The 21,072-nt window shown below is 42.3% G+C and carries 17 protein-coding genes and 1 tRNA gene; 5 read left to right on the top strand and 13 right to left on the bottom strand.

Annotation, left to right across the window (positions count from 1 at the left end; genetic code table 11):
• Positions 1-100 precede the first annotated feature (100 nt).
• Positions 101-2,704 carry a bifunctional acetaldehyde-CoA/alcohol dehydrogenase gene (gene adhE, locus AC6HZ4_RS08905; protein WP_497494622.1) on the bottom strand — a complete coding sequence of 868 codons (2,604 nt, stop codon included), beginning with the start codon at positions 2,702-2,704 and terminating at the stop codon, positions 101-103.
• Positions 2,705-3,260: 556 nt separating this feature from the next.
• Here adhE and AC6HZ4_RS08900 point away from each other — a divergent pair.
• On the top strand, positions 3,261-3,878 hold the full coding sequence (locus AC6HZ4_RS08900; RefSeq protein ID WP_497494621.1) for a YitT family protein: 618 nt from the start codon (positions 3,261-3,263) through the stop codon (positions 3,876-3,878).
• Between the two features lie 173 nt (positions 3,879-4,051).
• On the opposite strand, the gene AC6HZ4_RS08895 is transcribed toward AC6HZ4_RS08900, so the two are convergent.
• From AC6HZ4_RS08895 to AC6HZ4_RS08850, 10 genes are all read right to left on the bottom strand, one after another.
• Entirely contained in the window at positions 4,052-4,483 is a 432-nt protein-coding gene (locus AC6HZ4_RS08895; RefSeq protein WP_497494620.1) for a YodN-related protein, read from the bottom strand.
• 252 nt (positions 4,484-4,735) lie between these two features.
• The gene (locus AC6HZ4_RS08890) at positions 4,736-6,937 is read right to left on the bottom strand and encodes an MMPL family transporter (RefSeq protein WP_497494619.1); all 2,202 of its coding nucleotides are present in this window, start codon (positions 6,935-6,937) and stop codon (positions 4,736-4,738) included.
• A gap of 12 nt (positions 6,938-6,949) precedes the next feature.
• Positions 6,950-7,591 (bottom strand): phosphatase PAP2 family protein, encoded by a 642-nt coding sequence (locus tag AC6HZ4_RS08885; protein WP_497494618.1) that lies wholly within the window; start codon positions 7,589-7,591, stop codon positions 6,950-6,952.
• A 148-nt stretch (positions 7,592-7,739) separates the two neighbouring features.
• On the bottom strand, positions 7,740-8,270 hold the full coding sequence (locus AC6HZ4_RS08880; protein WP_497494616.1) for a DUF2179 domain-containing protein: 531 nt from the start codon (positions 8,268-8,270) through the stop codon (positions 7,740-7,742).
• 128 nt (positions 8,271-8,398) lie between these two features.
• Positions 8,399-9,451 carry a polyamine ABC transporter substrate-binding protein gene (locus tag AC6HZ4_RS08875; protein WP_497494615.1) on the bottom strand — a complete coding sequence of 351 codons (1,053 nt, stop codon included), beginning with the start codon at positions 9,449-9,451 and terminating at the stop codon, positions 8,399-8,401.
• A gap of 16 nt (positions 9,452-9,467) precedes the next feature.
• Positions 9,468-10,259 carry an ABC transporter permease gene (locus tag AC6HZ4_RS08870; protein WP_497494614.1) on the bottom strand — a complete coding sequence of 264 codons (792 nt, stop codon included), beginning with the start codon at positions 10,257-10,259 and terminating at the stop codon, positions 9,468-9,470.
• Positions 10,256-11,107, bottom strand: a complete 852-nt coding sequence (locus tag AC6HZ4_RS08865) for an ABC transporter permease (protein ID WP_497494612.1) — start codon at positions 11,105-11,107, stop codon at positions 10,256-10,258. The genes AC6HZ4_RS08870 and AC6HZ4_RS08865 overlap by 4 nt, the downstream gene beginning before the upstream one ends.
• Complete coding sequence (locus AC6HZ4_RS08860; protein ID WP_497494611.1) at positions 11,107-12,078, bottom strand: ABC transporter ATP-binding protein; 972 nt, start codon at positions 12,076-12,078, stop codon at positions 11,107-11,109. The genes AC6HZ4_RS08865 and AC6HZ4_RS08860 overlap by 1 nt, the downstream gene beginning before the upstream one ends.
• Before the next feature lie 79 nt (positions 12,079-12,157).
• Positions 12,158-13,525 carry an aldehyde dehydrogenase gene (locus tag AC6HZ4_RS08855; protein WP_497494609.1) on the bottom strand — a complete coding sequence of 456 codons (1,368 nt, stop codon included), beginning with the start codon at positions 13,523-13,525 and terminating at the stop codon, positions 12,158-12,160.
• A gap of 239 nt (positions 13,526-13,764) precedes the next feature.
• Positions 13,765-14,988, bottom strand: coding sequence for a D-alanyl-D-alanine carboxypeptidase family protein (locus AC6HZ4_RS08850; protein WP_497494608.1), 1,224 nt, complete (start codon positions 14,986-14,988; stop codon positions 13,765-13,767).
• A 211-nt stretch (positions 14,989-15,199) separates the two neighbouring features.
• Between AC6HZ4_RS08850 and AC6HZ4_RS08845 the strand changes: the two genes are divergently transcribed.
• Positions 15,200-15,272, top strand: a tRNA-Val gene (locus AC6HZ4_RS08845).
• Positions 15,273-15,451: 179 nt separating this feature from the next.
• On the opposite strand, the gene AC6HZ4_RS08840 is transcribed toward AC6HZ4_RS08845, so the two are convergent.
• Positions 15,452-16,630, bottom strand: a complete 1,179-nt coding sequence (locus tag AC6HZ4_RS08840; RefSeq protein WP_497494606.1) for a tyrosine-type recombinase/integrase — start codon at positions 16,628-16,630, stop codon at positions 15,452-15,454.
• Positions 16,631-17,167: 537 nt separating this feature from the next.
• The gene (locus AC6HZ4_RS08835; RefSeq protein ID WP_497494605.1) at positions 17,168-18,379 is read right to left on the bottom strand and encodes a hypothetical protein; all 1,212 of its coding nucleotides are present in this window, start codon (positions 18,377-18,379) and stop codon (positions 17,168-17,170) included.
• Between the two features lie 228 nt (positions 18,380-18,607).
• Between AC6HZ4_RS08835 and AC6HZ4_RS08830 the strand changes: the two genes are divergently transcribed.
• The 3 genes from AC6HZ4_RS08830 to AC6HZ4_RS08820 all read left to right on the top strand — a co-directional run bounded on the left by AC6HZ4_RS08830 (position 18,608) and on the right by AC6HZ4_RS08820 (position 20,832).
• Entirely contained in the window at positions 18,608-18,799 is a 192-nt protein-coding gene (locus tag AC6HZ4_RS08830) for a helix-turn-helix transcriptional regulator (protein WP_497494603.1), read from the top strand.
• Between the two features lie 88 nt (positions 18,800-18,887).
• Positions 18,888-19,493, top strand: a complete 606-nt coding sequence (locus AC6HZ4_RS08825) for a CHC2 zinc finger domain-containing protein (protein ID WP_497494602.1) — start codon at positions 18,888-18,890, stop codon at positions 19,491-19,493.
• Positions 19,483-20,832, top strand: coding sequence for a DUF3987 domain-containing protein (locus AC6HZ4_RS08820; RefSeq protein ID WP_497494601.1), 1,350 nt, complete (start codon positions 19,483-19,485; stop codon positions 20,830-20,832). The genes AC6HZ4_RS08825 and AC6HZ4_RS08820 overlap by 11 nt, the downstream gene beginning before the upstream one ends.
• Positions 20,833-21,072: the final 240 nt, after the last annotated feature.

Below are 21,072 nucleotides of genomic sequence, written 5' to 3'. Positions count from 1 at the left end.
GAATGCTTTTCTTAGTGTCTCATTCTCGCCAGTTGTTCTTTACGATCCAAGGCAAACAGCGCCTTGGATCGTGAGGAACCTTCCGCAAACCATTTCTTACTTACACGCCTTCGTATGCTTGGCGATAGATCTCTGCAAGCTCTGTAACGAGCGGCAGCTTTGGATTGGCAGTTGTACATTGATCTTCAAATGCCCGCTCTGCCAGTTCCATGACTTGGTTTTCAAACACTTCTTTGTTTACGTTTTGTGCAGCAATGCTCATCGGAATGTTCAATTCTTTGCCAAGCTTGATGACAGCTTGCACTAAGCTTTCTACCCCTTCTTCTACAGTGCGGGCAGGCAAGCCGAGAACACGGGCAATTTGTGCATAACGCTCATCAGCAACGAAGTGCTCATATTTCGGGAACAACGCGTGCTTATACGGCTTTTTCGCATTGTAACGAATAACGTGCGGCATTAAGATTGCGTTAGAACGTCCGTGTGCGATATGGAACGCTGCACCAAGCTTATGTGCAAGGCTGTGGTTGATACCTAAGAACGCATTGGCGAATGCCATGCCGGCAATAGCAGAAGCGTTGTGCATTTTTTCGCGGGCTTCTTCGTCGTTGCCGTTTTTATATGCTCTTGGCAAGTATTCAAATACTAGTTGAATTGCCTTTAATGCCAAACCGTCTGTATAATCATTTGCCATGATAGACACATACGCCTCAATTGCATGCGTTAATACGTCCATTCCTGTATCAGCTGTAATATGCGGCGGAACTGTCATAACAAACTGCGGGTCGACGATCGCAACGTCAGGTGTTAATTCATAATCTGCCAACGGATATTTAATATTGTTTTGTTTATCCGTAATAACCGCAAACGGCGTAACCTCTGATCCTGTACCAGATGTTGTTGGAATCGCAACAAATTGTGCTTTTTGGCCAAGCTCAGGGTACTTAAATGTACGCTTGCGAATATCAAGAAACTTTTGCTTTAAGCCGTGGAAGCTTGTTTCCGGGTGCTCATAGAAGAGCCACATTCCTTTTGCAGCATCCATCGCAGAGCCGCCGCCAAGGGCGATAATAACATCCGGCTTGAACGCGCGCATCATTTCTGCGCCTTTAAACACTGTTGCATCAGATGGGTCTGGCTCAACATCAGAGAAAATTTCAACTTGTACGTGATTAGCATTTTGATTTAAGTAATGCATGATAACATCAACGTAGTTCAATTTGACCATTCCTGGGTCTGTTACAATGAAGGCACGAGAAATCTTCGGCATTTTGGCTAAATATTGTGTTGCGTTTTTTTCAAAATAGATTTTGGGAGGCAGCTTAAACCATTGCATATTATTATTACGGCGTGCCATCCGTTTTACGTTTAATAAGTGGACAGCTGTTACGTTAGAAGAAACAGAGTTCTTGCCGTAAGATCCGCAGCCAAGTGTTAAAGATGGCAGGAATGCATTATATACATCACCGATTCCGCCTTGAGCAGACGGTGCATTTGCCACAATGCGGCAAGCCTTCATACGAAGCGCAAATTCTCTTTGCAGCGCTTCATTTGTAGAGTGGATGACCGCTGTATGACCGAGCCCGCCAAGATCAAGCATATTTTCACATTGACGGAAGCCTTCTTCTGTATTTTTCACGCGAATGAAGGCAAGAACCGGGCTTAATTTTTCACGGGATAGCGGATACTCTGCACCTGCTCCAGCGATCTCCGCTGCGAGAATTTTCGTTTTCTCTGGTACTGTAAAGCCTGCAAGATTCGCAATATATTCAGGAGATTTACCTACGATATCCGGGTTTACAGCGCAAGTGTCCTCGCGAATAACAAGCTTCTCTAACAGCTTCTTTTCTTCTTTTGTAACGAAGTAGCAGCCGCTTGCGATCATTTCTGCCTTTACTTCTTTATAGACTTCTTCATCTACAATCACTGCTTGTTCAGATGCGCAAATCATACCATTATCAAATGTTTTGGACAAAATCACATCGTTTACGGCACGCTTCACTTTCGCTGTTTTCTCAATATAGCAAGGAACGTTGCCAGGACCTACACCAAGAGCCGGCTTACCTGTGCTATACGCGGATTTCACCATGCCTGCTCCGCCTGTTGCTAAAACAAGAGCCACTCCTGGATCATTCATGAGAAGCTTCGTTGCTTCCACAGAAGGCTGTTCGATCCATTGAATGCAATGCTCTGGTGCTCCTGCTTTTAAAGCTGCTTCGTATAAAACACGTGCTGCTTGCGCAGAGCACTGTTGTGCGGACGGATGGAATGCGAAAATGATCGGGTTTCTTGTTTTGATCGCAATTAACGCCTTAAACATAGTTGTAGATGTTGGGTTTGTTACAGGTGTTACCCCGGCAACTACACCGACCGGCTCTGCAATTTCAATGATGCCGGCTTGTTCGTCCTCGTGGATAATACCGACAGTTTTATTGTTTTTAATGCTATGCCAGATATACTCTGTCGCAAATATGTTTTTCGTAATCTTATCTTCGTAGACACCGCGGCCAGTCTCTTCTACCGCAAGCTTTGCGAGCGGCATATGCTGATCCAAACCGGCGAGGGCCATTTCATGAACAATTGTATCAATTTGTTCCTGTGTAAAAGTCGAGAGCTGCTGTAATGCCTTCTGCCCATTTTGCACGAGCTCATGAATCACTGCACTTGTGTCTTGTACCTGCTGCACCATTTGTTCTTTTACTGCCATGGTTGCTCCTCCTTGGCGGACCGAAAGTGACCCTAGGATACATTTTTGGTCCCGCTTAGTTTTGTTTGTGATATTTATCACAATCTCTATACTCATACTATACTGCATTATTGGAAAAATGTGTGTGAAGCAATTGTGAATCATTTCACACACATTTCCGACAAATATGTATTTTTCATGTCCCTGTTCTTCTGTAAAGTAAATGTAAATAATATACATTCTTTTCTATGCTGCGAAAACATATGATATAATAAGAATGTATCCTATAAAGAAAGGATTTGAAACCATGGTTGCTCGAAGGAGCATCTGGAAACGTCAAGATTTATCGTACACTTAGCGTCTTTTTTCGTTAGACGGTTGTTGTCTACGAAAACAAAACGAAAGTGGGCGAAAGTATGTTGGATCAACGGCCTCGTTATTCCTTCTGCTACATATAGCATAGTTAGTTTTTTTAGAAAACTAACTCCGAAAGAGCCATGCTCTTATGCTGTATGTGCGGTAGTTAGTTTTCTATCAGGATCTTCCCGAAAAAACTAACTACGAAAGAGGAATAACAATGAAATGGATTCGTTGGCGAGAATTTACGATGATTTTGTTCGGTTCTTTTGTTTTGGCAGCTGCATTTTATCATATTCACGTACAAAATAATTTAGCCGAGGGCGGATTTATCGGAATTGCTTTGCTTGTACAAGCGTTATTCCATATTTCCCCGTCCATCACAACTCTTTTATTAGATATTCCATTAATTTTACTTGGCTCGAAGGTGTTAGGAAAACGATTGGCGCTCAAAACGATTATTGGCGCGACATCCTTCTCCGTTTTTTATTCTCTCATGGAGCGATATTCTCCGTTTCAAATTAACCTTTCACAGCACCTATTTTTTGCCGCGCTGCTGGGGGGCGTTCTTGTCGGCTTTGGACTTGGACTGATTTTACGCTACGGAGGCGCGACGGGTGGAGATGATATTTTATCGATACTCGTAAGTAAAGTGTCACGCCTATCTGTCGGCAAAGTGTATTTTATATTCGATGCGCTTGTTCTTATTTTGTCTCTCATATACTTATCGTGGGACCAAGTCGCCTACACCGGATTTTCGGTGGCGGTGTGCGCCTATATGACGGATTGGGTCATGACATATCATAGACGGGATAAAACGGAAGCAGCCTATATATAAGAAGAGAAAGAAGCTATGCGAAAGGGAGATGAATTCCTGTTGCATAGCCTCTTTTTGCGCTTTCAGAAAGCATACATTTCCAGCTAGAAGCAAATTTGGCGCAGCAGGAAATTTGAGGAATACAGCATAAGTGCAACTACGCCTCTATCTTTGCCTAACGGCTCACCCATCGGCTAGGAACTAAATTCCTTCAACTTCCCGAGAAGCTCCTCAGCTTTTCGTTCATATGATATGTCATTGAATAAGGAAGCCAATCTCCGGTAATCGTTATAGGCATCCAGCAATTCATCTACATGCTGGCGGGCCGGTATTTTCGGCGGCTGTTTCGTCACCTTCGCTTTTACCGGATAGCGATAGCCGCACAGATCTTTTATTTTATAGTACTCATCCTCGACCTGCACGATTTTCACAAGTTCATATTCCTCTGCATCCATCATGTAACCGTCAAATTCACGAAGCAATTCATATACAATGTGCGTCCAATCTTCGTTGCCCTCCACGCCATATCCTTTTTCCAGCCGATAGCCGACAATTCGATAAATATGTCCGTCATTCTCTGCAAACTGTACTGTATCATTGAGCCTAAACTTGAAGTATCGAAACATCTTGTCCTCACCTCAATCGTAATCTCTTTATGACATACTTTGTCAAAAGATAGAGAAATCTATTCATCCTGCCTGTATTACATGGAGGAGAAGCACATATATAGGCTTTGCAATCTTTCTAATGATCCAAGAAAACCTGCCAATTGGCGAGCCTTTGGGCGAGGACGGGGCTTAGCTGCATCTATACTTGATTCCTAACGTTTCCCAATTCTTAAAGTATAAAAAAATCGGTATCCTCTGCAGGAATACCGACTACACACCGCTTTTTGCTTCTTTATGCATACTCCATTTCGTAAAAAACCACCAATTCCAATCCCCAAGCATTTTCATTAAGCTTGGCACAAGCAACAGACGGATCACAGTGGCGTCAAGAAAAATAGCGAGCGCAACTCCCAATCCCATCTGCTTCACAGGCAAAATATCGGTAAACGCAAATGCCCCGGTGACAACAATCATAATAAGAGCCGCCGACGTAATAATGCGGCTTGTAGAGACAAGCCCTTCCAGCGTTGCTGTATCGTTGTTTTTCGTTTCCTTATACAGCTCGTACATTCTCGAAATAAGAAATACTTCATAATCCATGCTGAGCCCAAACACAAGCCCAAAAATAAAAATAGGCAGGACGAACATAATCGTGCTTTGCTCAAGCCCGAACCGGCCTCCTTGAAATAGCCACACGATAATCCCGATTGTTGCGCTAAGACTCAGCACATTCATCACAATGGCTTTAATCGGGATAATGAGCGAGCGGAACGCAATCATTAAAATGAGAAATGTTGATCCGAAAATAACAGTCATCGCTATGGCAACACGTGCCTTCACCTCATCCTGCAATTCCTGCTCAAACGTCGTCATACCGCCGAGCGAATATGTAACACCAGGCTGCTTATACATATCTTTAAAATTCCGCACCCATCGTTTTGCTTGTTCAGCCTTTGGCTTTGCCTGCAGCACAACCTGCACGAGTGCACGGCTGCCGTGCGTGTACGCCTTTACCGCAGGAAGCACCTGTTCCTTTTGCGGTGATTGCATGAGTGCATACAGCTGGCTGCTTGGCATATCGCCGAGCATGCTGTAAACACTCGTTACTTTGTATACATCCGGGTCCTGCTCCAGTTCTTTTACAACGGCTTCCAGCTTCTCTAAGCTTTCTCTCTCGGTCATGCTTTGCTTCGTTTCCACAAGAACGGTTACATCCGCATGCCTTTTGAGCAAAGGATTGAACTCCGTTTCATACCGTTCGTAAGCTGTGCGGGCATCGCTATGTTCAGGAAGCGATTCAATGCCTGGAAACTCAAAATTTGCTCCTCGCAGCGGCAGTAAGCAAAGCACAATCCCAATGAGTACGACAGCTGTCATGATGACGGGCCTTTGCATCACAAAATGAGCGAATGCACGCCAAAACGCTGCTGATCGCCGCTTTTGGCCCATTTGTTTCAAACGCTTGCCCATCAGGGACAGTGCAGCCGGAAGCAGCGTAAGCGAGAACAGAATGCTCATTACAACGACAATCATGCCGCTTAACGCAATAGACTGCATATACTCAATCCGAAAGAAAAATAAGCCCGACAAGCCGACAAACACGCATAAGCCGGAAAACAAAATAGCACGCCCCGCCGTTTGATAGGTCGCCGCAATTGCTTCCGCTACCTCGCGCTGCTCCAATTCTTCACGGAAACGATTCACAAACAAAAGCGCAAAATCAATTGACAATGCAAACCCGACCATCGGCGCCACATTCAGCACGAAAATGGACAGCTCCTTTTGCTGGCCGATCATATATAAAATTCCCATCGTCGCAGCAACGCTCAGCCCGCCGTTAAGGATCGGCAGAAGAGATGCCATAAGATTTCCAAACGACAGCAGCAAAACAAGAAATGCAATAGGAAGACCGATCATTTCAGCCTTCTTCAGGTCACTTTGGCTGCGCGCATTAATTTCGTCATTAATAACCGTAAACCCTGTTGGAGATACCTGCAACGCATCGCTGCTTTCCTTTTGTATTCGTTTGGCAAAGGCGAGCGTGTTGGACGTTAATTCCTCTGTTGTGTTTCCTTTTAGTAAAATCGTTGCATACGCGATATCCCTGCGCATCATAGCTGGATCCTGCAGCGGATGACGAAAGGAAGCATAGGTTTCTTCCTTCTCAATTTTTTGGACAATTTGTTTGATTGCCGCATGGAACTCGTCTGACGAGACCTTTTTCTTTTTTTGAAATACGAGAAAAAGCGTATCCTGCGATTGTTTAAAATCCTTCTCTAACACTTTACGAGTTTCTTGATAATCTCCCTCTGTCTGAAAGCCATCTCCTCCTAAAACAGACGGCAGCTTCGGTGCAAAATAACCAAGAACCGCTGCCAGCAATAGAAGTGCGGCGATAAACGTAAAACGAAAACGGTGAATCAAAAGCCCGGTATATCCCCAGCTGTCGAGCTTCTGGACCGATGCCCGCAACTCTCTCCCTCCTTATTTCTTCATTAAGATTTTCAGAAAATGGTGCGCATATAAAAACGCAACAAGCAGCATGCCGCCAAGACAATAGCCGCCAAGAACGTCCGATGGATAGTGAATGGAGAGAACAATGCGGCTTAAGCCGATTGTGACGATCAAAGCAGCGGCTGCGGCAACTGCTGCTACACGTGTAGCTTTCCCAAATTTTCCATTTGCAATCAGAAAAGCAACAAACCCGTACGTGACAATACTCAGCATTGCATGACCGCTTGGAAAGCTGTAACCAAGCGCATCGGCCGCTTCAGGTAAGGCCGGCCGTTCACGTGCAACGACTGCTTTCAACCACTTATTTACGAAATTTGTCACAATGATTGCTAGTGGAAAAATAATCATCGCAGCATACTGCTTTTTTCTCCAAAGCAGCAATAGACTCACGACAAGGGTAGAAATAATCCCGATTTCTGCCCCCATCTCTGTAATCACAGTGAAAAAGGCGAGGCTTCCCTTTGTTTGCAGGGACTGCAATCGACCCTTCATAAACTCATCTACAAAAAGGGTTTCCCCTCCCTTAATGCGATTTACAATAATACTGACAAAGCTAAGCAGCAAAGCGGTAAAAACCGCTGCATATGTATGACGGTTGAAATAACGTTTCATCGTACACTCTCCTCAATTTAAAAACGCGATTTCTTAAAAAGAAACCGCGTCTCACGTTGTTGAAAAACGAAGTAGTCCATAAAAAAATCACCAATTTGAACTACACCTCTTGATAAAAGAAAACCCTAGTCGACCTTGCGTCCTTTTCTTACCCAATTTTTCTTCTTTTCATCACTTTGGTTAAATATCCACCTTTAAATGAACGTATCTCATAAGAAGCCATAAATGCTTTCGGGGCAATCGTGTTTACAATTTCCAGGAATTCCTTCTCTCTTGAGCGTTTCGCCACTATATCCAAGCGAAAACGGGTTGTATCATTAATACCTTCTCCCTCAAATACCGTAACTCCGAATCCTGCCGACCGTAACGCCTCTACCAAATCATTACATTTTTCTAACAAACTTACATTATATGTAATGTAGCCAATCGCCAATTTCCTTTCAATATACCCTCCCAGCAGCAAACCGACACTAAATCCAATGACATATGCAACAATATTCCAAATATTAGATAAATCTTGAAAGACAATTCCTAAACTGACGATGTAGATGATGCCTTCCAAAAGTCCAACACCGGCTGCTGATTTCGTCTGGTTCTTTACTAAAAGAATTGTACGAATTGTTAAGACTGGAACATAAACAATCTGTAGCAAAAAGATTAGCAATGCTTGCATTAACATGCAATCACCTCTCTATTTGTAGTCTAGGTATGGTACCAACCATTGAAAAACTTATTACAATATGAACTCTTTTGGATACTATACTTAATCTGAAACGCGATTTCTTAAAAAAAGAAACCGCGCCTTTTTTAATTTTTTGTTCCTGTTTTCAACTTGGTCCAGTATTCATCATAGGAACGAAGCTTCTCACCCACGTCAACAAGCCACTCCGTACGGCTTAATTCTTCTTTTGACAAGAAAATCATTGTATTGTCACGATACTCTTGGCTGTGAAGCGGATATGCTTTTTCGTTTGGATTGCTGTAGCCGATAGATTCATAGTTTTTCACGCTCACCTTTGGATCAAACAAATAGTTAATAAACTTCTCTGCTAATTCCTTATGCTTCGCACCCTTAGGGATGGCAAGTGTATCGGCCCAAATCGTTCCGCCCTCCTTAGGCACAACATAGGCAATATCTTTATTTTCTGCAGCGATAAACGCAGCATCGCCGGACCAAACTGTACCGATCCAAGCATCCTCAGTAATGAACTTTTGCTTAATATCATCCGTGTCGAACGCTAACACATTAGGCGTTAGCTTCTGTAAATCTTCATAGGCCGTCTTCAGCTCCTGCTCGCTTGTCGTGCTATTGGAATAGCCGTTTTTCTTTAATCCCATGCCAAGCACTTCCCGAGAGTCATTTAACAATACAACATGCCCCTTATACTTCTCATTCCATAGATCGCTCCAGCTTGTTGGAGCCTCCTTTACATATTTTTTGTTATAGGCGATGCCGGTAACGCCCCATGTATACACGATGGAATACTTATTTCCCGGATCAAACGGCGGCGTTTGGAATGTTGACACAAGATTTTCTACGTTTGGAAGCTGCTTTTTATCCAGCGGCTCCAGCATATGTAGCTGAATCATTGTCGCTACCATATAATCGGACGGCTGGATAAGATCATACTGCGCTCCGCCGGCCTGCAGCTTTGCAAGCATTTCCTCATTGCTCGCATACTTATCATAGTTAATTTTCACATTATACTCTTTTTCAAAGTCGCGCAGCACATCTTCATCAAAGTTATCTGCCCAGCTGTAAATATTGAGTTCTTCCTTCTTTTCCCCGCAGCCAGCAAGCAAGCTGCCAGTAAGAAGCAAGCCAGCCGCAACACTTATGATTTTCTTCATCGTTTTCATAATCTTCCTCCTATCTTCAAAACGGAAGCTGCCCTTTCCTTCCTTCCGCTCCCTTCGTCCGAAACATTTCCGAGATCATCATTAATATGAAAATCATACCTATTAAAATCGTAGACAGAGCATTAATTTCCGGTGTTACGCCTCGTTTTACCATGCTGTAAATATAAAGCGGAAGCGTCGTCGAACCCGGACCTGATACGAAAAAGCTAATGACAAAATCATCGATAGATAGCGTAAACGTCAGCAGTGAAGCGGAGATGATCCCCGGCAGCAGGGCTGGGAGCGTCACGTATCGAAACGTCTGCCATGGTGTTGCGCCTAAATCGCTTGCTGCTTCCTGCAGCTCCTTTCCCATCCCGGCAAGCCGTGCTGATAAGAGAATGACAACAAATGAAATGCTAAATGTAATATGGGCTATGATAAGCGTAAGTTTGCCAAGCTCCCACTGCAGCTGATGAAATAAAATCAACATCGACAAGCCCATCAAAATATCCGGCACAAGAATAGGCAAATACATGAGACCGTTCATTACATTGCGGGAACGCTGCCTATATGTATGAAGCCCCAGCGCGCAAAGCGTACCAAGTGCCGCAGCTGCTGCCGTTGTAACAAGGGCGATCAGCAGGCTGTTCAAAAAAGCATCGATAACAGCTTCATTTTGAAATAAATCAGCGTACCAATGAAGCGTAAAGCCCTTCCACTGTGCGTTAATACGAGAATCATTGAAGGAATATGCAACAAGAATTACAAGCGGTATATACAAGAATAAAAGAATAAATGAGCTATATGTCAGAAGGGCCTTCTTCATGCGTCTTTTCCCCCTTCCATATGGCTGTATCGTCTCACCACTCTGTAATACAAATAGATAAGCAGAATGGAAAACAGCACAAGTATAAACGACAACGCTGCCCCGAACGGCCAATCACGTGCGCCGAGAAACTGGTTTTGAATCACATTGCCCACCAACGAAACCTTGGATCCGCCCATTATATCCGAAACAACGAACATTCCAATAGAAGAAACAAAGACTAGAATCGATCCGGCTGCCACGCCTGGCATCGTGAGCGGCAGCGTAATACTCCAAAACGCCTTCCATGGTGTCGCTCCTAAATCATATGCTGCTTCAAGCCGCTGCTTGTCAAATTGTTCAAGAGAAGCATAGACTGGTAAAATCATAAACGGCAGCAGCGTGTAGACCATCCCTAACACTACCGCAGGCGTATTGTATAGCAGCTGCAATGGTTCAGAAATCAATCCAAGCTGCTGCAGGAGCGTATTGACAACACCTTGCGAACGTAAAATCACAATCCAAGCATAGGAGCGGACAAGAAAATTAATCCAAAACGGAATAGTGGCCAGCAGCAGCAACATCGATTGCCGTCTTTTTGAAACAGTTGTCACCGTGTACGCAAACGGATAGCCAATCAGGAGACAAAGGACAGTCGTTAGAATCGCTATTTTCAAAGTTTCCCATAATACACGGCCGTACAGCGGATCAAACACGCGCCCAAAATTTTGGAGAGTAAAGCTTTTCACAAGCTCCCCATATGTCCCGCGCTCCCAAAAGGAAAAGATGAAAACAAACATAAGCGGAAGAAGAAAGAAAAAAGCAAGCCACCCAACAGCCGGCAGCGTAAGCAACCGTCCCTTTCTCACTACAGCTTCACCTCATCTTCCTTACGCCAGCTCACCCTTACCTCATCGCCCTTTTGTCCTTGAAACGGCTCCGTCCCGTGATAGTAGATGATAAAGTTATCTGATGTCTCTTTATCACGAACATAGAACTTTTCCATGCTGCCGACAAATTCAGTATCCTCAATGATACAGATGCGGCCTTCTACGACTGTCGGCTCGTCCAGCAGACGAATATGCATTCGTTCCGGACGCACCGCAATGCGTGACGAACGAACCTCCATAATATTATTCTCGCCGATAAAGCTCGCCACGAACAAAGTCTTAGGCTGATGATAAATCTCCTGAGGCGTTCCAATCTGTTCAATTCTTCCTTCATTCATAACAGCAATGCGATCGCTCATACTCATCGCTTCGTCCTGATCATGTGTGACATACACGAATGTAATCCCTAAATCACGCTGCAGCTGCTTCAGCTCCCGCTGCAAATCCTTGCGCAGCTTAAAATCCAGAGCCCCGAGCGGCTCATCCAGCAGCAGCACCTTTGGATTGTTCACAATCGCACGGGCGATGGCCACACGCTGCTGCTGGCCGCCGGAAAGCTTGGACGGCTTTCGATTGCAGAGCGCTGTCAGCTGCGTCAAGCGCATCGCCTCCTCTGCTCTCCTTTTCTGCTCAGCCGCTGGAACATTCTTCATTTTTAAACCAAAACGAATATTTTGCTCAACCGTCATATGAGGAAATAAAGCATAATGCTGAAAAATAAGGTTCATATCCCGCTTATAAGGCGGCAAATCTACAATATTCTTGCCGTCTAAAGAAATACTTCCCCCTGTCGGCTGCTCAAATCCGGCAATCATGCGCAGCAGCGTTGTTTTGCCGCAGCCGCTCGGCCCTAAAATCGTCAAAAACTCTCCTTCATGAATCTGAAGAGATAACGGCGGAATCACAACGGTCTCCCCAAACCTTTTTTCTACAGCTTCAATTGCGATCATGTATGCCCCTCTTCCTAATTTTACATATACAGAAAAACCCCTTCTTGCAGAAGGGGATATTTACAGTTATACAACAACCTCATTTTAACAACTTCCGAATATATTTTAAAGCCTTTTTTGTTGACGAGTAGCGCAGCTTAAGATCCCACTTTGTCGATTGATACAGCACGCTTTTGTAATGAGAAAAGGATTTGAAGCTCTGCTCGCCGTGATAGCTGCCTGTCCCGCTTTCTCCCACGCCGCCAAACGGCAAATACGGACTAGCCAAATGGTAAATCGTATCGTTCACACAGCCGCCGCCGTATGAAATTCGTTCCACGATTTTTTGCTGTACATGTACATTTTCGGTGAACACATACAAGGCAAGCGGCTTCGGATGTGCGTTAACCGTTTGTATCACATCTTCTAGATCCGAGTACGTCAGCACCGGCAAAATCGGACCGAAAATCTCCTCCTGCATCACCGAATCATCCCAGGAAATACGATCGAGCACCGTCGGTTCAATCACAAGACGCGACGCATCCGCCTTCCCGCCTGCCGCAATCGTCCCATCCTGCAAAAACGAAGCTAACCGCTGAAAATGACGCTCACTTACAATACGTACAAACTCCTCATTTTCAAGCGGCCGCTCCCCGAACTGCTCCCGAATTGCTTTTTGCAGCTCCCTAAGCAGCGGTTCCTTTACATTCTCATGCACATAGACATAATCCGGCGCTACGCACGTTTGCCCGGCATTAATAAACTTCCCCCACGCAATGCGCCGCGCCGCAACATCCAGCTTCGCATCCTCATGAACAATGCACGGACTCTTTCCGCCAAGCTCAAGCGTTACCGGAATCAGCTGCTTTGCCGCAGCCTCCATCACAATCTTCCCTACCGCCACGCTGCCTGTAAAAAAGATATAATCAAAAGGCTGCCTTAGTAGCTTCGTACTCATCTCCACGCCGCCCTCTACAACCGCAATATGATCTGGGTGAAACAGCTCGCCAATGATACGCGCCAGCACCTTTGACACATGCGGCGTTAATTCGGATGGCTTCATCACAGCTGTATTCCCTGCCGCAATCGCGCCAACAAGCGGAGCAATCGCCAATTGAAACGGATAGTTCCACGGTGCAATAATAAGCGTCACACCGTACGGCTCAGGAATAATCCTCCCCTTTGACCCGGCATGTGTAATCGGTGTTTTCACCCTCTCCGGCTTCATCAAAGCGGGAAGCCGCTTCGTTAAAAAGGAAATTTCCTTCAGCGCATACCCAATCTCAGTCATATAAGCCTCTGCCTCTGACTTATTCAAATCCGCCTGAAGAGCAGCTAAAATATCAGCCTCATTCCGCTGAATCCCTTCATATAAAGCACGTAAATGATATCTCCGTGCTTCAAGCGGCCTCGTTTTCCCGCTGTTATAATACTCCTTCTGCCTTGTAACAAGTGCTGCAACATCCATTGGACTGCTCCTTTATGTATGACATACAGTGTATTCTACTGCTCATTGTCCCTATCCACAAAATTTTTACACCTAAAACGGAAAAATATAAAAAATTATCATGGTACAAAGGCCAACCATAAAACAAACAAAAAAACAGAGCTCTCCAAAAAGGATACGCTCTGTTTTTTATCAGCATCTTTTCCGCGCCCATATCTTCACATGTACAAAAAGTGATACAGGAACTAAGCCCTAACAGCCTACACAGACTCTCTATTTCCCGATTTTCTTACCCTCCGCACCACAAAAGCAAGACCGCCCACAGCGATCAACCCAACAGCTGCAGTCTCCGTTGCCGGAAACGTCGAAAGCTTCTTCGGCACCGGCTTTTCGAACGCTACATCATCCTTGGAAATGACATTCACTGTATCTAAAACATTTCCGTTTTTCATCACAGTCACTTGACCAAGCACTTCGCCCTTATGAATGCCTTCCTTATACAGCTTCTCATCATTAAAATGCAGCGGCTCAAAATGGGCTTGTACACTCTTACCCTCTCCGCGCTTTAACAGAAGCTCACTTCCTCTTTCTAACTCAACGTGAACAGGCTTATGCAGCAGCTCCTCCCGCTCTTTCCACGTCGCCTTATCAAGCACAGTTTGCTTCTCAAACTCGCTAAATGCGTAGTTAGCTATAATATTCATATCATTATAGATATCCGGCCTTTGCGAAGCCATCACAACATTAATAATCTCCATACCATCCTTTTGATTAATCAAAACGAGTGTATTCCGCGCCTGATCTGTAAAGCCTGTCTTTCCTGCAATACAGTTTGGCAGCTCAAAAAAAGTGGCCTTATTAAAAATGGAAGCCGTTTGCCGCGATGTTGTCACCGTCGTCTGCTTCGTAATCATTGCCTTTATAATTTCCGGATACTTCAACACCCCGCGCGTAATCATCGCCATATCGTATGGAGTCGTAAGATGCGCTGGATCATGCAAACCGCTAGGCGTCACAAAATGGCTATTCTTCGCCCCAAGCTCCGCAGCCTTCTCATTCATCAGCTTAGCAAAAGCCTCCTTGCTCCCCGCAATATGCTCTCCAATCGCATAAGCCACATCATTTGCGCTAAGCACCATCAAAATCGTAAGCGCCGTATCGCGATCGACCGTCTCTCCCGGCTGAAACTCAATTTGATAATTACTCTTCTCCTCATTCAACGCTGTCTGCGAAAACGCAATCTGCTCCCCCGGCTTCACACGCTCCATGAGCAAAATCGCCGTCAACACCTTTGTAATACTCGCCGGATATGCCTGGCCGTAGGCATTCTTATCATATAAAACATCCCCAGTTTTCGCATCAATCGAAACCGCATATTTCCCAAACACATCCGGCTGCGCCTCACCAGCATAATATCTCGATGGAATGCTCAAAAACGTCAAAACAGCTGCGAGCAGCATCGTAAATATTCTCACTACCTTCATACTCGTTCCCCTCTACTTTTCTCTCAATTATGAATATGTACAAGCAATATATGTATTACCCTCTTGATAAAGCGCATACAAAAACATTCTTTTAAAATATTACTTCTCATTTCACTATATCATAATTTTTAAACATTGGACATATTTTTCGAGAAAACGTTGACAAGTTGTTGGAAACATTATATATTATGTAGTACATAACTTACATCACGATCCTGTAGCTCAGCAGGGAGAGCGCCACCTTGACAGGGTGGAGGTCGCTGGTTCGAACCCAGTCGGGATCATTAGTACAGGCCCTTGTAACCCTTTGTGGTGCAAGGGTTTTTGCATTATAACAGAATTTCGGGTTTTGAGTGGTACAGATGGTTGGGGTTTATTTTGGGGTTTAACTACATCAATTAAAACATATTAAAGCCTAATAGAACTAATACAGATTAAAACTCCTCTCCTTTTTAATTTAGCATTATGCCTTTTTCTGTTCCTCATCGAATAAATCTTCAAACATCTCAGCTGCTCTATCGTCCGCTTCTTTTAAGTTATGCCCATAAATATTCATAGTTGTGCTGATATTGGCATGTCCTAAACGAGCACTTATTGTTTTCATATGTGCTCCTTTGTTAATTAAGTGAGTAGCTGAGGTATGCCGTAAGTCATGAAATCGAATGTAACGAAAATTATTTTTTTTAACGAATCTTCTCCACCATGTAGACACACTGCTCGGATTCAAAGGCTTACCATTGAATCCCGCAAATAAAAAGAAATGCTCTCCTTCCTCCCACATATCATCAGCCTTCATCCGATTCTCTAAAGCTATCTTTCTATACTTCTTTAAATTGTGCAACATCCTCGTATTAAGACTTATCCTTCTTACAGAATTCCTTGTTTTTGGTTCTTTTACAACATAACCTGCATTCTTCGTATAAATGATGCTCTGTCTCACATATATAGTACTCTCATCCAAATCAACGTTCTTCCAATCAAGTCCTAGAAGTTCTCCTCGTCTCATTCCTGATGTGACTGCAAGCCCTATGAGTACTTGCCACATAATTTCTTCCTTCTCTAACGCCATGAATAAAAATCCCAATTCTTCTCCATTATAAACATCTGCTTGTTTTTGTATCACCTTCGGCTTCTTAGCACCTGCCACTGGATTGTCCTTAATGAGCTTCCACTCAACTGCTCTAGAGAAAATATTTTTTAGAACTCTATGATAGTATTGGATAGAACCAGACGATAATCCACCTTCTTTGCCATCTCCCCTCGCGCCAGCCTGCTTCAATTTTTCCAGAAAGCTGAGCACATGTAATGTGTTCACCTTATCTAAGCGCATATGACCAAACTCAGGCAAAATTCGTCCTCTAATCATTTCATCGTACCTTGCTAAGGTAGTAGGTGATAGATGGTCTACAGCATACTTAGATCGCCATTCTGGAATGAAGTCTGCTAAGAGCATTCGTTGAGGGTCAATATACTCTCCAGTTAGAATTTCTGCTTCAAATTGAGTCAAAAGTTTCCTTGCCTCACGTGGGCCAGAAGCTTTAACTGTCTTTCGCTTTTTAATTTGTTTTCCGTTGTGGTCATAACCTAGAGTCACTGTAAGACGATATGAATTCTCACCACGTTTTTCTATGCTACCTGCCATACTTATCCCCCTTTATTTATTAATATAAACTATTGAAATTCCTATCCTGTTTTGTGCAATTGTCCCCCGTTCTCATATTATGCCTCTAACCTTGTATCTCAATTGCAGTGCTTTCTTTTCTCACACCACCTCCTTTACTATCTTAACACTTTCCCCTTTAAACACTCAGTGTAGACTGATATATCAGATTCTGAAATTACAATACAGTTATGGGATTATACTAAATACGCCAATCAAGTTCCAGTTTATTTTGTAAGATAAACACTATACATCCTAAGAAATCATTTTGCTGTCGTGACAACTTTTCTCAAATTCTTCAATCTTTCTAAAAGTATAAGCCTTGCTTCTGTTTCCCATTATCTGTTTACTAATTTCCATAGTAAATGCTATCTATATAGAATGTACTAAAGAATTTAAAAAAGTCATTAAGAGCATTAACAATTCTTCACTTATAATTATTGCACTCTCTGCACAACACTCTCTTTAAGAAATTCAAAAACCTTTCGTGCGTTTCATATATATACCTTCTTTTTATTATTACTCTGCCTTTTCTTTCTCAAAAGCCCAATTCCTTACCTTCTCCTTATCTATTTCATTAAGTGCAGCAAACATGCTTACTTTTTCTTGCAAGGATAAGTCAAATATTACAGGTGAATGAATAAATTTCAAGAACTTCTTCTTTAATCTAAATAACCTTTGTCTTTCACGATTTTTTCTGCGCTGCGCTTCCCCGCTTTTTATTTGCTCTATTTCCATCCGTTGTTTAGCTTGTCTCCTTTTACACTCCTCTTCCCCACAAGTTCCTTTTCCATATCTTCCTCTCGCATGTAGGCCGTCAAGTCGATACACTGAACCACAAAATTGACATAAGCCTATTGGCATATTAATTAGGTGTGCAAAAAATAGCTCGAAGTACGCTAAATGAAATGGGTGACTGTACTCTTTCACTGGTAGCATTAACGCATAAGATAGTTCTGGAACTAGTCTATTCTCCTCTATACCAGTCTCTAATTTCTTCACACTTTTTGAGACGGCCAATATTTCAATTGGTAACGCCTGTAGCCTCTCTTCATAGAAGGCTGACATAGAATGAACTAGCTCGCTGTGGGTAAGAGTCTCATCCGAGCTGCTACATATATAATTAATGCTCTCTATAGCTATGTTAACAAAGTCTTTATTAAAAATAGCTTGTCTATTATGAAACATAGTAGCAAAGAAAATTATACTGATTAGTTCCAAATCTTCCAGACATAAGTTACGCTTTTTACTACGCTCCTTAGAGTATCTAGTGAAAATAATCTCAGACCTTACATTTAAAATATCTTTTATAGCTCCATTAACAAGATTATCAAGAATTGAATTGCAATTTGTTCTCTCTAAGACGAATTCACCCTCATCTATACTAAATACATAATGCGTTCCACCATTGCTCACAAAGGAATTAGAGCACCTCTCCTCATTTGTATTGTCTAAACTAGCAAAAGACAAAAGTCCTATATTATCCATGAGACTGTCTATATCTTGAAAGTAATTAAAAACAGCTCCATCGTTATATCTATCCTTCTTTTTTAATTCCTCTCCATATAAGAATCGTTTTGTTACTAGGCTAATTAGTGGTAATGGATTCCTCTTCTCCTTCCATCCCCTAGTAAGCCTGATTGCTTTTCCATCACTATCTATATATAGTTCAAAGTCTTTATGTAGTATTAAACTATTCCTTAATTCAGTACTGTTAACAACATTACTCATGTAGTAGACCTCCTTCTTAATAGTTAATATATCCAAAGAATAACACCTTAAACAAGAAACAATTGAGTATAACCTTTTGTCAAAGTCAAGTCTAAACTAGCAATAGTTGTTGGTCAGGTGGCTGAATTTTACCTTTTCAAAAAATATGTATAAACACAGCGTAACTATACAAAATAAGATTAATTAAAAATTACACTTTCCCGGGACTTGTGTATAAAGGAGGACAAAATGAAGAAACGTGTTTTAAATGTAGAGGCAGTTGCAAGTTATTTGGGTGTATCAAAAGACACCATCTATAAGCTGGTAAGAGAGAAAAAAATCCCTCATTTCCAGCCTCCTGGTCTTAGACGTATCCTTTTTATCCAAGAATTGATTGATGAATGGTTAGTTGAGGGTATAAAAGATGAGAAGGTAACCTAAACACTTTACAAGGTAGTTATAGAGCCGTTATGAGATTAGTGATTTTCTGAAACAAGGGGTCAGTATCAATGAGAGGTGATAAATCAAATTGACTACTTACATTGACATCATAAAGGCTCGATTCAGTATTTTCGATGCTATTCAACAGTTCTCGAATATTGAACTTAAAAAAAGTCATTTTCATAAGAAAAGTTTTACAGTTAATTGTCCATTCCATAATGATCGAAGTCCCTCTTTTACAATCTATCCTAAGACAAATACATTCTTCTGCTGGTCTGGTTGTAATGATAGAAAAGCTGGGGATGTTATTAACTTTGTTGCCTTAGCAAAAGGGGTTTCAGTTCAGGAGGCAATCCAAGTTTTAATTAGCTATCTCAATCTTAGGAATATTCCGAAGGCACAGTTGCTAGAGCAATTGAGCAGGAAGCGGATGGAGCAACAAAAAACCTTAGTTCTTCGGGAGCAAGTACTGACTTGTACAAGGTTTCTATTCGATTTAGAGAAGCGGGTCCAAAGAAAGTTGCTTCATTTTAAAAATATCGATGAAGTCGAAGAACATTGGGCTCTGTACCATTTCTACACGAAAATTGATTACTGGCTGTACCATTTGGAACATAGTGATTATGCAGTTCAACAGGACATTATACAAACTATAGATGCTTTTATGAGAAAGGAGAGTTCTTATGTCGAATAATTTAATCCCATCTGACGATGAATTTCTGGAACAGTTAAATAGAAATGAGGAGAGAAACCATTATATTCAACAAAAGACAACTCATTGGAAGCAGATTGAGCAAGAAGATTTCATTGATGAAAAAGGGCTGTTTGAGTATAGTCTCTCTAAAGAAGCATATCATGGTGTACTAGGTAGTTTCTTAAAGGAATTCATGTCTCATACAGAAGCTGATCCTTCGGCAGTTCTTATTAACCTTCTATCTGCCTTTGGTAACATAATTGGTAGGAATGCTCATTTTGTTGCGGATGGTCAAAAGCATTTCCTAAATTTATTTACTCTTATTGTTGGGGACACAGCAAATGGCAGAAAAGGAACTGCATTACGACCAATTAAGCCTTTATTTGAAACTATTGATAGAGATTGGGCTGGTCAAATAACAGATGGTCTATCAAGCGGGGAAGGACTGATTAAGGCGATTGAAGATAAAGAAGGGATTGTGCACCCTCCTGAAAAAAGACTTTTTATTAAAGAGGAGGAATTTTCTTCTGTGTTAAATGTTATGCGGCGAGATGGTAATACACTCTCTCCTATTATAAGAAAAGCTTGGGATGACGGAGATTTGCATATATTAACAAAGTCCAACCCTTTGCATGCTACAGGTGCCCATATAAGCATTGTGGGACAAATTTCTAAAGGAGAACTTGTTTCACTGTTACGTCGAACAGATATTGAAAATGGTTTCTTTAACCGGTTTCTATTTGTGCACTCAAAACGTTCAAAATTCCTCCCCGACGGTGGAAATTTCTCAGAGGAACGCTTGAATCATTACATTACAGAACTAAAGATACGTGTATTATTTGCTAAGAAAACTGGCAGGATGGAAAGAAATCCTGATGCAAGTGAATACTGGAGAAGCCTCTATCCATATCTCTCCGATGGTATCACTGGTCCTGTAGGTGGAGTTACAGCACGAGCCACAGCACATATCATGCGCATAGCGTGCTTGTACGCCCTGTTAGACATGTCAGAGGTGATCAAATTGGAACATTTGGATGCAGCTCTCTCCGTTTGGGATTACTGCTTTAAGACTGCACGTTATGTGTTTGGAAACGAGAAAGTGTTACTTAACCCCACTGCGTGCAAGATTTTGGATGCACTAGAAAAAAACAAGGAACTAACTCGCACACAAATATCAAAGCTATTTCATAACAACTTATCAAAGCAACAAATCGATCAAGCTATTGCTGACTTAAACCATAATGGATACACCAAGGTCTTCACGAAATGCAAAGAAGGCTGCAAGAAGCCAGTGAGAGTTATAACACTAACTGAACGAATTTGTCGCAAAAAGCAGTAACATCAATAAAAAAGCAGAACCTATTCTTAAGAACTTGTTAAGAATTTAAAACGAAAAACAAAAGTAAAAAATTCTTAACAAGTTCGTTATCCATTTTTATTGTTAATCACTGTTATAAATTGTTTTGCAGTAGCAAATTCTTAAATTCTTTAAATTCGTTTATATTATATACAGAAGAGGCACCATTTATCCCATTTTAAAACATTCAAGACATCCTATTTACATCAATAATATCGTGGT

Source organism: Ectobacillus sp. OTK (assembly GCF_059698935.1).
This window is presented reverse-complemented; position numbering and strand designations above follow the sequence as displayed.

Bases quoted from the DNA above. Each gene is read 5' to 3' on its own strand.
- adhE (WP_497494622.1), bottom strand. From the start codon at position 2,704: ATGGCAGTAAAAGAACAAATGGTGCAGCAGGTACAAGACACAAGTGCA.
- AC6HZ4_RS08900 (WP_497494621.1), top strand. From the start codon at position 3,261: ATGAAATGGATTCGTTGGCGAGAATTTACGATGATTTTGTTCGGTTCT.
- AC6HZ4_RS08895 (WP_497494620.1), bottom strand. From the start codon at position 4,483: ATGTTTCGATACTTCAAGTTTAGGCTCAATGATACAGTACAGTTTGCA.
- AC6HZ4_RS08885 (WP_497494618.1), bottom strand. From the start codon at position 7,591: ATGAAACGTTATTTCAACCGTCATACATATGCAGCGGTTTTTACCGCT.
- AC6HZ4_RS08880 (WP_497494616.1), bottom strand. From the start codon at position 8,270: ATGTTAATGCAAGCATTGCTAATCTTTTTGCTACAGATTGTTTATGTT.
- AC6HZ4_RS08875 (WP_497494615.1), bottom strand. From the start codon at position 9,451: ATGAAAACGATGAAGAAAATCATAAGTGTTGCGGCTGGCTTGCTTCTT.
- AC6HZ4_RS08870 (WP_497494614.1), bottom strand. From the start codon at position 10,259: ATGAAGAAGGCCCTTCTGACATATAGCTCATTTATTCTTTTATTCTTG.
- AC6HZ4_RS08860 (WP_497494611.1), bottom strand. From the start codon at position 12,078: ATGATCGCAATTGAAGCTGTAGAAAAAAGGTTTGGGGAGACCGTTGTG.
- AC6HZ4_RS08855 (WP_497494609.1), bottom strand. From the start codon at position 13,525: ATGGATGTTGCAGCACTTGTTACAAGGCAGAAGGAGTATTATAACAGC.
- AC6HZ4_RS08850 (WP_497494608.1), bottom strand. From the start codon at position 14,988: ATGAAGGTAGTGAGAATATTTACGATGCTGCTCGCAGCTGTTTTGACG.
- AC6HZ4_RS08840 (WP_497494606.1), bottom strand. From the start codon at position 16,630: ATGGCAGGTAGCATAGAAAAACGTGGTGAGAATTCATATCGTCTTACA.
- AC6HZ4_RS08835 (WP_497494605.1), bottom strand. From the start codon at position 18,379: ATGAGTAATGTTGTTAACAGTACTGAATTAAGGAATAGTTTAATACTA.
- AC6HZ4_RS08830 (WP_497494603.1), top strand. From the start codon at position 18,608: ATGAAGAAACGTGTTTTAAATGTAGAGGCAGTTGCAAGTTATTTGGGT.
- AC6HZ4_RS08820 (WP_497494601.1), top strand. From the start codon at position 19,483: ATGTCGAATAATTTAATCCCATCTGACGATGAATTTCTGGAACAGTTA.